Source organism: Nitratireductor alexandrii (genome assembly GCF_004000215.1).
Classification (GTDB): Bacteria; Pseudomonadota; Alphaproteobacteria; order Rhizobiales; family Rhizobiaceae; genus Mangrovimarina; species Mangrovimarina alexandrii.
Window position 1 is genome coordinate 423,198 of the sequence record NZ_RBVY01000004.1, and the last position, 12,248, is coordinate 435,445.

10 protein-coding genes are annotated in these 12,248 nt (G+C 65.5%); 1 reads left to right on the forward strand and 9 read right to left on the reverse strand.

The annotated features are described in order from the left end of the window. Positions 1-100 precede the first annotated feature (100 nt). Positions 101-1,303, forward strand: a complete 1,203-nt coding sequence (locus EP380_RS11575) for a DUF2865 domain-containing protein (protein WP_164749834.1) — start codon at positions 101-103, stop codon at positions 1,301-1,303. On the opposite strand, the gene gltX is transcribed toward EP380_RS11575, so the two are convergent. The 9 genes from gltX to EP380_RS11620 all read right to left on the reverse strand — a co-directional run bounded on the left by gltX (position 1,221) and on the right by EP380_RS11620 (position 12,161). After that, on the reverse strand, positions 1,221-2,594 hold the full coding sequence (gene gltX, locus EP380_RS11580) for a glutamate--tRNA ligase (protein ID WP_127598750.1): 1,374 nt from the start codon (positions 2,592-2,594) through the stop codon (positions 1,221-1,223). The two genes, EP380_RS11575 and gltX, sit on opposite strands and share 83 nt — an antisense overlap. Further along, the gene (locus tag EP380_RS11585) at positions 2,591-3,835 is read right to left on the reverse strand and encodes an MFS transporter (RefSeq protein WP_127598751.1); all 1,245 of its coding nucleotides are present in this window, start codon (positions 3,833-3,835) and stop codon (positions 2,591-2,593) included. Before EP380_RS11585 ends, gltX begins: the two co-directional genes overlap by 4 nt. Positions 3,836-4,068: 233 nt before the next feature. Next, positions 4,069-5,742: an NAD+ synthase gene (locus EP380_RS11590; RefSeq protein WP_127598752.1), complete on the reverse strand. Its 1,674-nt coding sequence runs from the start codon at positions 5,740-5,742 to the stop codon at positions 4,069-4,071. Positions 5,743-5,794: 52 nt separating this feature from the next. Then, positions 5,795-6,508, reverse strand: a complete 714-nt coding sequence (locus tag EP380_RS11595; protein WP_127598753.1) for a DNA-3-methyladenine glycosylase I — start codon at positions 6,506-6,508, stop codon at positions 5,795-5,797. Positions 6,509-6,634: 126 nt separating this feature from the next. Next, entirely contained in the window at positions 6,635-7,222 is a 588-nt protein-coding gene (locus tag EP380_RS11600; protein ID WP_127598754.1) for a hemerythrin domain-containing protein, read from the reverse strand. 60 nt (positions 7,223-7,282) lie between these two features. Further along, a complete protein-coding gene (locus EP380_RS11605; protein WP_127598755.1) occupies positions 7,283-8,101 on the reverse strand; it encodes a DODA-type extradiol aromatic ring-opening family dioxygenase in 819 nt (272 codons plus the stop codon). A 129-nt stretch (positions 8,102-8,230) separates the two neighbouring features. Then, complete coding sequence (locus EP380_RS11610; protein WP_164749835.1) at positions 8,231-9,916, reverse strand: ArnT family glycosyltransferase; 1,686 nt, start codon at positions 9,914-9,916, stop codon at positions 8,231-8,233. 117 nt (positions 9,917-10,033) lie between these two features. Continuing rightward, positions 10,034-11,413 carry a class II 3-deoxy-7-phosphoheptulonate synthase gene (locus tag EP380_RS11615; protein WP_127598757.1) on the reverse strand — a complete coding sequence of 460 codons (1,380 nt, stop codon included), beginning with the start codon at positions 11,411-11,413 and terminating at the stop codon, positions 10,034-10,036. 136 nt (positions 11,414-11,549) lie between these two features. Continuing rightward, the gene (locus tag EP380_RS11620) at positions 11,550-12,161 is read right to left on the reverse strand and encodes a gamma-glutamylcyclotransferase family protein (protein WP_238719830.1); all 612 of its coding nucleotides are present in this window, start codon (positions 12,159-12,161) and stop codon (positions 11,550-11,552) included. Positions 12,162-12,248: the final 87 nt, after the last annotated feature.

A 12,248-nucleotide genomic window follows, 5' to 3' on the forward strand; every position in this document is an offset into this window, starting at 1 on the left:
CGGCCATGAATATGCTAAAGACCGGGTTAACCCGTTGCGGCTAGGCTTGCGAGGTTCGCGACGGCGAGCCGGGACCGACATGGCAAAAACGCAACCATCGATGACGGGCAGTTGGCTTGGCGCGGCACGTCGCGCCGCGTTGCTTGTGGCGCTGGCGACCGGCGTGCTGACCTCCGGTCCGGCCGATGCCGCCTCGCGGCTGTGCCGCGATCTTGAAGCGCGCCTGGCCAGCCTCGGGCAGACGCGCAGCGTCGCCTCGCCTGCCACGCGGCGTTACGCAAAGGCGATCCGCGACCAGAGGGGCCAGATCGACAAGGCCGAGCGCCAGCAGCGTCGCGCCGGCTGCTCCGGCGGTTTTTTCCGCCGCGACGCCGGCAATGTGTGCCAGTCGCTCGACAACACGCTCAAGCGCATGCACAACAATCTCGCCGCGCTGGAACGCAAACATGCCGGCCTGTCTCGCGGCGGCGACAACAGGGGCGAACGGCGGCGGCTCATGGCCTCGATCGAAGCCAATGACTGCCGCAGCCGGGCCGTGGCGACGCGCGACGCGCGCCGGGACCAGCGCGGCCGCCCGCTGTTCGAAAAACTTTTCGGCGAACCGGCCGACGCCGATCGGGAAAGGCCCCGTCGCCGCCTTCCGCTCGACGACGGCAAGCGGGTGCGTGCCGTCATCAATCGCGACGGCCCGATCGACATCGCACCGAACGTTGCCGGTCAATTCCGCACCCTGTGCGTGCGCACATGCGACGGCTATTATTTTCCGGTGTCGTTTTCGACTCCGGCAAGCGCGCTCGACCGCGACGAGGCAGCCTGCAAGGCGATGTGTCCGGGTACCGACGTCGCACTCTACCTGCATCGCGTCCCCGATCAGGAGACCGACCAGATGGTATCGCTGGCCGGCACGCCTTATAGCGAGCTGCCGGCCGCCTTCTTGTACCGGCGGCCCGACTACGAGCGGCCGGCAAGCTGCGGCTGCAACCCGGCGCGCGGCTTTTCCATCATCGCCGGCGAAACGGAAGCCTCCGACGAAGACGCGCCCCCTGCCGCCGAACCGGTCTTGCCGATCCCGCAGCGGCGGCCCGATCCGGCCGCCGATCCCGAAACGCTGGCCAACCAGGCGGGCAGCCTCGACGAGGAGATGATCAAGACGGTGCTGAGGCCGGCCGAACCGGCGCTCTCCTCGCCGCGCGAGGACGCCGACGACGACGACCGCAAGGTCAGGGTCGTCGGGCCAGTGTTTCTTCCCGACCCAGAAGCGGCAATAGATCTGACAGCTCCGGCCCGGACTCAAGCCCGGTAAGGGCAAGCCGCAGCGGCCGGAACAGGGCCTTGCCCTTGCGCCCGGTCTTCTCCTTGACCGCACCCGTCCACGCCTTCCAGGTCTCGCCGTTCCAGGGCTCCTCGGGCAAGAGCCCGAACGCTTCGGCAAGAAAGGCCGCGTCGGCTTCGGCGAAAGGCACATCGGGGCGATAGTCCTTCGACACCACCTCCCACCAGCGCGCGGCGTCGCTGAGCCGGTCCAGATTGCCGCGCACCGCCAGCCAGAACGCCTCGGCCTGCTCGCCGCCGACGCCGAAGGCGACCAACCGGTCGCGCACGGCGGTAAACGGCATCGTCTGAAGCAGCGCCCGGTTGAGATGGACAAGGTCGGCGGGATCGAACTTGGCCGCCGAACGCGAGGCGGCGGCGGGGTCGAACTTTTCCGCCAGGTCGCCCATCGACGGCACCGGCTCGATGTTTTCCGACGTACCGGTCAGAACCGCGAGCGAAGCGATCGCCATCGGCTCGATGCCGTCATCGCGCAGGCTGGCGATCGACAGCGCGCCGCTGCGTTTGGAAAGCCCCTCGCCGCTTGCCGCCGTCAGCAAATTGTGATGGCCGAAGGCGGGTGCGTCCGCGCCCAGCGCCTTGAACAGCGCGATCTGCACACCGGTATTGGTGACGTGATCGTCGCCGCGAATGACGTGGGTGATCCCCATCTCGATATCGTCGACCACCGACGGCAGCGTGTAGAGATAGGTGCCGTCGGCGCGTATCAGCACCGGATCGGACAGCGAGGCCAGATCGACCGTTTCCTCGCCGCGCACGATGTCGGTCCACGAGATGTCGGTGCGCCGGGTCTCGGAGGGATCGCGCTGGTAGTTGGGCAGCAGGAAGCGCCAATGCGGCGTGCGGCCTTCTGCTTCGAGCGCGGCGCGCTCCTCCGCGCCCAGCGCCAGCGCCTCGCGGCCATAGATCGGCGGCAGCTTGCGCGACAGACGAATCTTGCGCTTGAGTTCCAACTCGTCGGGCGTTTCGTAGCACGGGTAGAGCAGACCCGCCGCCTTGAGCTTCTCGACGGCGGCCTGATAGCGCTCGAAGCGTCGCGACTGGTATTCCACCTTGTCGGGAAAGATGCCCAGCCAGTGCAGGTCGTAGAGGATCTGGTCGGCGAATTCCTGTTTCGAGCGTGCCTGATCGGTATCGTCGAAGCGCTGCACGAACCGGCCGCCATTCTTGCGCGCGAACAACCAGTTGAACAGCGCCGTGCGCGCATTGCCGATATGGATATTGCCGGTGGGCGACGGCGCGAAACGGACTGTGACTGTCATGCGCGCGGCGTAGCCGAAAGGTCCGCCGCTTTCAAGGCGCGCACCCGTACCCTTGCCGCAACATAGGCCATCAAAAATGATGTCACGAAGCAATAGAGGCCCATCGTGACGATCTGCGCGGGATAGGACACGCCCCGGTCGATCAGGAACCCGGTCAATCCCGGCCCCATCGCGGTCGCAAACACCATGATAGCGACCGTCAACGCGCGGATCGAACCGAGATGTTTGAGCCCGTAGACCTCCGGCCACAAGGCGCCGAACAGCGTGGAGGAAAAGCCGTAGGAAATGCCGAGCAGGCCCATGAAGGCAAACGCGCTCCACTGGCCCTCCAACAGGCCGAGCACGAGACAGGCGGCCCCCAGCGGCACCAAAAATCCCGGCAGGATGGCGACGGCGGAAAACCGGTCGATCAACTGCCCCGACACAAGCGCGAAGGTGACCGTCATCGTGGCCATGAAGATGAAGGAGGTGGCGAAGGCCTCCAGCGACCAGCCGCGCAGCTCGACCAGATAAACCTGATGGAAAAAGATCGTCGTGCCGATGAAACCCGGCGCCATCACCCCCATCAACAGCAGGTAAAACACCGGGTCGCGAACGACCTCGCCGCGCGTCCAATCAGGCGCATCGACCTTTCTGGCGACGGGATCGCTGGCGCGCGGCGCGCGCTCGACGGCAATCAGCGCACCGACCGCCGGCAGCGCCACGAGAACCAGCACCAGCGCCGCCACGACCCAAGAGCCGCGCCAGCCCACCAGCCCGGCGACCAGCACGAACAGCAGCGGAAACACCGCCTCGCCGACATTGTGGCCGAGCGTGATGACCGAGACCGCGCGCCCGCGCTGGGCCGAAAACCAGCGCGCCATGGCGGTGAAGGCGTTGTGGGTCATCATGCCCTGGCCGAACAGGCGCAGCATGTAGATCGACACGGCCAGCACGGCGATCTGGCTCGAAACCGCCATCAGCAACGCCGCGGCGGCAAGCAGCGGCACGATGATCAGTGCCACCTTTTGCGCCGAGTACCGGTCGACGATCTGGCCGAGCCTGGGCAGCGTCAGCGCGCTGGCGAGCGTGGCGACCATGTAGAGCGTGCCGAACCCGCCATGGCTAAGCCCGTATTCGGCGCGGATCTGGCCGGCCGACAGCGAGATGAAGAAGGTCTGGCCGAAAGAGGAAAAGAAGGTCAGCAGAAATCCGCCGGCGAGCCAGCGGGCATTGTCCCGCAGGAAGACGAAGAACATCATGGGCGACCGCACCGTGCCAAAACTCAGCGCAGGAAAGCGCAGAACCGCAACGCGAGACAAAGGCTATCTCTATAGGATCGCCGGCAGCGCTTTGATAGGTTTCAGGAGCACTGGTCCAACGCAAAAGCGAACGCCGCTCGGCTGGCGACGGCAGGCCGTGCCCCTCAACGGCGGAGGATTTCAGACGAGACCTGGCGGAGGCGGGAACACAGCCACGTTTTAAAAATAGATGCTTACGACCGATCCCTGAATCGGTTGGTGATCGGATAGCGCCGGTCGCGGCCAAAGTTCTTGCGGGTGATCTTGACGCCCGGCGCGGCCTGGCGACGCTTGTACTCGGCAATGTAGAGCAGATGTTCGATCCGGTGCACCGTCTGGCGGTCGTGGCCGCGCGCGACGATGGCGTCGACGCCCATCTCGTTTTCCACCAGACATTCCAAAATATCGTCGAGCACCGGATAGGGCGGCAGCGAATCCTGGTCGGTCTGGTCGGGCTTCAATTCGGCCGACGGCGCCTTGTCGATGATGTTTTGCGGGATCACCGCGCCGGTGGGCCCGAGCGCGCCCGGCGGGGTGTGGGCATTGCGCCAGCGCGACAGGGCGTAGACCTGCATCTTGTAAAGGTCCTTGATCGGATTGAAGCCGCCATTCATGTCGCCGTAAAGCGTGGCGTAGCCGACCGACATTTCCGACTTGTTGCCGGTCGTGATCACCATCGAGCCGAACTTGTTGGAGATCGCCATCAAAATGGTGCCGCGCGTCCGACTCTGCAGGTTTTCCTCGGTGATACCGTCTTCCGTGCCCTCGAAGAGCTGCGTCAGGGCATGCGAAAAACCTTGGACGGGCTCGAAAATCGGCACCGTGTCGTAGCGGCAGCCGAGCGCGCGGGCGCAATCCTCAGCGTCCTTGAGCGAATCTGCGGTGGTGTAGGTGTAGGGCATCATCACCGCCCTCACCCGGTCCTCGCCGAGCGCATCGACGGCAAGCGCCGCGCAAATCGCCGAATCGATCCCGCCGGAAAGCCCCAGGACGACATTCTTGAAACCGTTCTTGTTGACGTAGTCGCGCAGGCCCAGCATGCAGGCGCGGTAGTCGGCCTCCTCGGCATCGGGGATCTGCGACACCGGCCCGCCGTCACAGCCCCAGCCGTCCGGCCCGCGTTTCCAGGTCGAGACCGAAACCGCTTCCTCGAACTGGCTCATCTGGAAAGCCAGCGACTTGTCGGCGCCAATGGCGAAGGACGCGCCGTCGAAGACCAGTTCGTCCTGGCCGCCGAGCTGGTTGGCGTACAAAATCGGCAGGCCGCTTTCTATCACCTGTTTGATCACCACCTGCTGGCGCACGTCGATCTTGCCGCGATAATAGGGCGAGCCGTTGGGCACCAGCAGAAGCTCGGCTCCGCTTTCGGCGAGCGTCTCACACACGCCGAGATCGCCCCAAATATCCTCGCAAACCGGCACGCCGATGCGCACGCCGCGAAAATCGACCGGACCCGGCATAGACGGACCCGGCTGGAAAACCCGTTTTTCGTCAAATTCGCCGTAATTGGGCAGGTCGAGCTTGTAGCGCTCGGCAAGCAGCTTGCCGCCGTCGGCGACGATGACGGCATTGTGCAGGCCCGACGGGCGCGCGAGCGGCGTGCCGAGCACGATGCCCGGCCCGCCATCGGCGGTCTCGGCGGCGAGTTCGAGCGCGGCGCGCTCGCAGGCCGCCACGAAGGCCGGTTTTAGAACCAGATCCTCGGGCGGATAGCCGGCGATGAACAATTCGGTGAACAGCACCAGTTCGGCACCATGGCGCGCTGCGTCGGCGCGTGCTGCCCGCGCCTTGTCGAGATTGCCGGCGATGTCGCCGACGATCGGGTTGAGTTGCGCGATGGCGATACGAAGTGTCGAAGGCATGCTCATGCCACTGCCTGTAGCGCGGCCGCGCCGATGCGGCAATGGCCGCGCGCCCGGCCTATTCGCCCATATACTCGCGCAGCGCCTCAGCCGAATGGTTCTCGCCGATCGACATGGCCAGGATGCGCGACAGATGGACGTAAGGCAGGCCGGTTTCGGCCCGCCAGGCATTGAGTTGTGCCTGGATGGCGGCGAGGTCTTTTTTCGAGCTCGGGCTTTCGGCGATGTCGAGCCCGGCATCGCGCAATGCGGCCGCCATGTCGCGCGAGACGATAAAGCAGTCCCAGCCGAGCCAGCGCAGCAGATATTGTCCGGTATTGCCGCCGAGCCGGCTGCCGTTCTTGGCCAGGAAAGCCATCAATCCGACCTGGTCATCGGCCGGCCAGTCGGCCAGGAAGCGGCCGAACCCGCCATGTTCGCGTGAAATCCTGTCGACGAAGGCGGCGTTGTCGCGCACCGATCTGATCTTTTGCGGGTTGCGAACGATGCGCGCGTCGCCGGCCAGGTCGTGCCAGAACTCATCCGGCTGGAACAGAAGCCGTCGGGGATCGAAACCCAGAAACGCCTCCTCGAAACCGGGCCATTTCTGCTCGATCACACGCCACACGAAGCCGGCGCAAAACACCCGGTTGGCCATGGTCGAAAGCACGCGGTCGTCGGGGATAGCCGCCACGGCGGCATTCTCGGGCACCATCGGCAGCAACGTCGCCAGAACGGCTTCGCCGCCCTTGCGATCGGCCGCGCGATCGCGGATTTGGGCGATGGTCTTCATACGGTCCTCCCGCGCATCGCGGCCATGTCAGGCCCAGTCCAATCCGCGACGCGAAAAGAAAATGCGGCACCAGGCCGGGACGCGCAAGCTCTCTGCGGGACGCAGCGCCACCGCTGCTGACAAGGCTCAGGCCACGCCGAGAGCCACCTCGCCACGATCCAGGATCAGCGGAATGATCAAATCCTCCTCGTCGTCGAGATGCCGCGTCAGCATGGCAACGAGGCGCTGATTGGCGTCGGCATAGGCATCGGCGGCGAAACGCCTCCGGTCTTCGTTTTCGTGCAATGCGCGCAAAAACTCGTTCGCCGTCGCCGCGTTGCGTTCGAGGGCGTCGTGGATGGCGTGGTGGTCGCGGTCGAGAATCTCGAAGCCCCGCGCCAGCCGCCTTTCCGCCCGCGCGAAGACCGGAAAATAATGCTGGTCCTCGATGTTGTGGTGCCCGTCGAGATGGCCGAGGAAATAGTTGAGGCGCGGCGCGAACCATTGCGCGAAATCGGGAGCCGTGCGCCCGCCCTCGCGATAGTCGGCGATGCCCGTCGTCAACAGGCCGCCGAGTTCGCGGAACATCGCGTGACGCTGCAGCCAGAATTGCGCCATGCCGCCAATATTGCGGTGCGCGGCCCAGTCGGAGCGCGGATATTTCTCCACCAGAAAGCGCAGATCGTCTGGAAGCCCGGTTCGCTCCAGAAGATCGGATATCTGACGTTCATTCATCGCATCGTCCCGTCGGCCCGCCTGTTTCGCACGCCACTACCACGCTTTTTTGCGGTCGTCCTACGGGGTCTCGAATGCCTGCGGCCCGAAAAGATAAGCGTCGAAGGCGAAAAAGCCGAACTGCCGCGAAGCGTGCACGCGCCTGCCCGCAGCCTCAGCCCCGGCGGCGCCGAGCGCGAAGAACAGCGGCATCAAATGCTCGTCGCTGGGATGGTTTTCGGCCGGATAGGGTGCCTCGGCCTTCCAGTCGAGCACCGCCTCGATGTCGCCGGCGCCGAGTTTTTCGGCAAACCAGCCGGTAAAAGCCTCCACCTTGTCGACCATAGCCTTGTCAACGGGCGCACCGCCGCGCATGACCGGAAAGATGGCGCGCAGATTATGGGTGATGTGGCCGGAACCGATCATCAGCACCCCTTCCCCGGCCAGCGGCGCCAGCGCCCGCCCGACAGCGTAATGCCAACGCGCATCACGATCCGGATCGACCGAAACCTGGACGACGGGAATGTCGGCCTGCGGATAGGCCAAAAAAAGCGGTGTCCAGGTGCCGTGATCGTAGCCGCGCTCGGGCACGCGGCCGGGCGCCAGGCCGGCCTTGTCCAACAGCGCGGCCACGCGCTGCGCGAGCTCCGGACTGCCCGGCGCCGGATAGACCATTTGATAGAGTTCCGGCGCAAAGCCGCCGAAATCGTAGATCATGCCAGGGTTCGGGTCGGTCACCACCGAGACGCCGCCGGTCTCGAAATGGGCCGACACGATCACGATCGCCTTCGGGCGTCCGACAAGATTGGACAGACCCTTGAGAAAATCGCGCGCCGGCGTGTCGTCGGTCACGATGTTGGGGCCGCCATGCGAGATGAAAAGGCTGGGATTTGCGCTCATGCCGACCGATATAGGGACGAACCCGCCGCCCACGCAATCCACCCGAGGGCGACTAAGCGTTCACTATGACGAAACGGTCCAGAAAAAACCGTTCATCTGCATTTGCCGAAATCGGCCGGCTTATGCCGATCAGCGCCGGCAGCCCTCGCAGGCGACGGCAACGAAGCGCGCTCCCGGCGGGCCGATGAGGCGAAAACCGCCCGGATTGGGCTCGAGCTGCGCCCAAGCCCCCTCCTGCATCAGCACCACCACCTTGTCGCGGCCGGCGATCTCGTCCAAGAGCGCGTCCCAGCCGACGATCTCGGGAATGCGGCGTCCGCAATAATACTGGAACACGCCGCTCCAGCGCCCCGGCCGCAGCACAAGCGGGCTCCACCCCGCCTCCAGATAGGGCCTGGCGGCCTCGCAGGCCGGGCGCGTGCTCTTGCGGATGTCGAGGGCCGGCAGGGTGAGCAGGAAATGCGGCAGCGACACCGTCGCCACCGTCAGTGCCAACATCGGCAGCCATCGATCCCAATCGGCCATGCGCCACCGCCACAGGCCGAACGCGAACGGCGCCAAAACAAGGGCCGCGACCAGATTGCCGACGATGAAGAAGTCGTAATAGTTGCGCCAGGCGATCACGATCATCACCGGTACGCCGAGCACAAACAGGCCGGCGACGGTCGAGCGGAACCACGCCGCCCGCCGCGGGCCCAGATCGAGCACCACGCGGCCGGTCAGCACCGCGAGCGCAGGATAAAAGCAGAGCAGGAAATTCATGCTCACGTAACGCAGGAAGGTGAGGACGAGCAGCGGGGCGACGACCGACAACACCAGAAAGGCATAGCCGCCGTCGCCGGCCGTGCGGGCGGCGCCGAGGCGGGCGGGCCGCAAGGCCGACAGCAGCCCCGTCCACGGCAGCACGAGCAGCAGCAGGGTCCACGGCAACCAGCGATAGGCGAGCATAAACACGTAATGCGGCAGGTGGAAATAGAGCCTGAAGGCGTCGGCCATCGTCCGCGTGCCGACATCGCCGGCCAGCGCCTGCAGATAGGCAGCCCCCTGCGCGCGATAAAGCCCGAAGCCGTAGAGCCCCAGTATGGCAGCGAAAACGGCGAGGCCGCATGCGACATCGACACGGAACAGGCGCGACGGTCGCCCCCGCCACACGAGCCAGGCGAGCGCCGTCAAAAGCGGAAACACGAAGCCGACCGGCCCTTTGACCAGCACCGCACAGGCCGCAAAGACGAACGCCGCCACCGTCCAGCCAATAGCCAGCGGGCACGACAGCGCGATAAAAAACGCACCTAGGCTCCAGGCGATGAACGCGCCGAAATGCGGGTCCATGCGCGGGTAGTGCATGCGCTCGACGAAGAACAGTCCGGTCACAAGCACGATCCCGGCGACGAGCGCCAGCCTGCGATCATCGGGCGCCACGATCCGCGCCAGCCAGACCGTGGCGTTGGCCATCATCACCGCGCCGATCGCAACGGCGAGAAAATGGATCCACGGCGCCTGGGTGCCGGCACCCAGGCTCAGCGCAGCCAGCAGCCAGAAATAGCCGGCCGGCTTGTCCGGATAAAATTCGCCGTTGAGAAACAGCGCCAGCCAATGGCCGTGATCGAGCAATTCGCTCAACACAGCCGCGTGGCGCAGCTCGTCCAGCCACCACAGCTCGCGTGCCCAAAGCGCAGGCACCGTCTGGAGCAGAACGAGCGCGCTGATCGCCAGATAGGGATGCGCCAGCGCCCATCCCCATGCCCGGCCGGCCCATCGGCTTGCGAGGGGCTCCGCCCGGATTTGCGCCGGCCCGCCTGTCGCGCTGCGCTCCACCAAACCGTCCCGTGCCTCGATAAACCCGGATCGCTACCGTCGATCTATCCCGCGCGCCCGGACGCCCGTTTCAACCAAGACGCGGCCGGGACACGGTTCCCGCCCGCGTCAAACGCGTCAAAGGTTGACCACCTGGCGGTCAGACAGTCCGCCGCGGCCCTTTTTCAACAGTTCGGAGACCAGGAAAGCGAGCTCGATCGCCTGATCGGCGTTGAGCCGCGGGTCGCAATGGGTGTGGTAACGGTCGTGCAGGTCCTCCGCCGAGATCGCCCGCGCGCCGCCGGTGCATTCGGTCACGTTCTTGCCCGTCATCTCGACATGGATGCCGCCGGGATGAGTGCCTTCGGCGCGGTGGACCTCGAAGAAAGCCTCCACTTCCTTCAGCACCCGGTCGAACGGCCTGGTCTTGTAGCTGTTCAGGGTGATCGTGTTGCCGTGCATCGGATCGCACGACCACACCACCTTGCGGCCTTCCTTCTCCACCGCCCGGATCAGCTTGGGCAGATGATCGCCCACCTTCTCGGCGCCGAAGCGCGAAATCAGCGTCAGCCGGCCGGGCTCGTTGTTCGGATTGAGCAGGTCGATCAGCTCGATCAGCCCATCCGGCGTCATCGACGGGCCGCATTTCAGGCCAAGCGGGTTCTTGATGCCCCGGCAATACTCCACATGGGCGTGATCGGGCTGACGGGTCCGATCGCCGATCCAGATCATGTGGCCGGAGGTCGCGTACCAATCGCCCGAGGTGGAATCGACGCGGGTCAGCGCCTCCTCGTAGCCCAGAAGCAGGGCTTCGTGGCTGGTGAAAAAATCCGTCTCGCGCAAGGCGAAATTGGTTTCCGACGTGATGCCGACGGCGCGCATGAAGTCGACCGTCTCGGTAATCCTGTCGGCGAGCGCCTGGTAGCGTTCCCCCTGCGGGCTGTCGGACACGAAGCCGAGCATCCATTTGTGGGTGTTTTCCAGGCTGGCGAAACCGCCCTGGGCGAAGGCGCGCAGCAGGTTGAGCGTCGCCGCCGACTGGCGGTAGGCCATTTTCTGGCGCGCCGGATCGGGCACACGCGACTTTTCGTCGAACTCGATGCCGTTGATGATGTCGCCGCGATAGCTCGGCAGCGTCACATCCCCCTTGGTCTCGTTGTCGGACGAGCGCGGCTTGGCGAACTGGCCGGCGATCCGCCCGACCTTGACCACCGGTTGCGAGCCGGCAAAGGTCAGCACCACCGCCATCTGCAGGAAGACGCGGAAAAAGTCGCGAATATTGTCGGCGCCGTGCTCGGCGAAACTCTCCGCGCAATCCCCGCCCTGGAGCAGAAAAGCCTGGCCGTCGGCCACCGCGGCGAGCTGTTTTTTCAGCTTGCGCGCCTCGCCTGCAAAAACCAGCGGCGGATAAGTCGACAATTGCTGCTCGGTTTCGGCCAGGCTGGCGGCATCCGGATAGGCCGGAACCTGGCTGATCGGTTTTTCGCGCCAGGAGTTCGGCGACCATTTGTTCGTCATTGCAGCACCCAATCGTCACGGCGGACCCATGGTCCGTAGGCTCCATTCTAGGAGATGCAGCCCTATACCGGAAGGTTTCGGGCTCTTCCACCCCATCCGCTCCGGTTTGGACCGCGGCCGAACGGGCCGGCGCCTATTATCGCCGGGCCTTGAGACGGTCGAACAAATCCTCTTCGGCCGCGCTCAAGGCGACGGCGCGCGGATAGACCGGCGCATGGCGATCCTCGTGGATCGGCGTATCGAACCCCTCCGTTTCCGCGACCAGACGCCGAAGGCCGTCCTCACCATGCTCGACCAAAAATCCCTGCATGACGGCGTCGAGATAGGAGCGCAAGATTTTCGGCGGCTCGGGATGAAGCGGCAGGTCGGGCACGGCCTCGTAAACATAGACCGGGCAATCGCGCGGCAGGACGCCGGCCAGGTCGAGCGCGGCGGGCGACAACGGCACACGGCGATAGCGCGCCTCGCGCGCGTCGACGGCGGCGAGGTTTTCGGCCCTGTCGACGACGAGCAGCCCGTCGCAGGCTGCGTCCGCCTGCGGCCGCACCGTCAACAGCGCGGCGGGAAAGCCCGGCATATCCGGCCGTGCGCGCCAGAACCGACGCCATCCCGCAAGCCGCGCCGGCATCGCGTCGACGATCGCCGTGCGGTGGGTGGCACGGTTGACCAGCGATCCGTAGCCGAAATAGGCAATCAGCGCGCCGTCGCGCGCCCTCCCGTCATCGCTCGACAAACTCTTCCGCGTCATGGTTCGGGGATAGGCGCTGCGCACCGGCGCCGCAAGCCCGGCAGCGAGAAACGCGCCACGCGACCGATTTGTATGGCCTTTATGTGA

Coding starts and splice junctions, on each gene's coding strand:
- gltX (WP_127598750.1), bottom strand. CDS start 2,594: ATGACAGTCACAGTCCGTTTCGCGCCGTCGCCCACCGGCAATATCCAT.
- EP380_RS11600 (WP_127598754.1), bottom strand. CDS start 7,222: ATGAATGAACGTCAGATATCCGATCTTCTGGAGCGAACCGGGCTTCCA.
- EP380_RS11585 (WP_127598751.1), bottom strand. CDS start 3,835: ATGATGTTCTTCGTCTTCCTGCGGGACAATGCCCGCTGGCTCGCCGGC.
- EP380_RS11620 (WP_238719830.1), bottom strand. CDS start 12,161: ATGACGCGGAAGAGTTTGTCGAGCGATGACGGGAGGGCGCGCGACGGC.
- EP380_RS11590 (WP_127598752.1), bottom strand. CDS start 5,742: ATGAGCATGCCTTCGACACTTCGTATCGCCATCGCGCAACTCAACCCG.
- EP380_RS11595 (WP_127598753.1), bottom strand. CDS start 6,508: ATGAAGACCATCGCCCAAATCCGCGATCGCGCGGCCGATCGCAAGGGC.
- EP380_RS11615 (WP_127598757.1), bottom strand. CDS start 11,413: ATGACGAACAAATGGTCGCCGAACTCCTGGCGCGAAAAACCGATCAGC.
- EP380_RS11605 (WP_127598755.1), bottom strand. CDS start 8,101: ATGAGCGCAAATCCCAGCCTTTTCATCTCGCATGGCGGCCCCAACATC.
- EP380_RS11575 (WP_164749834.1), top strand. CDS start 101: ATGACGGGCAGTTGGCTTGGCGCGGCACGTCGCGCCGCGTTGCTTGTG.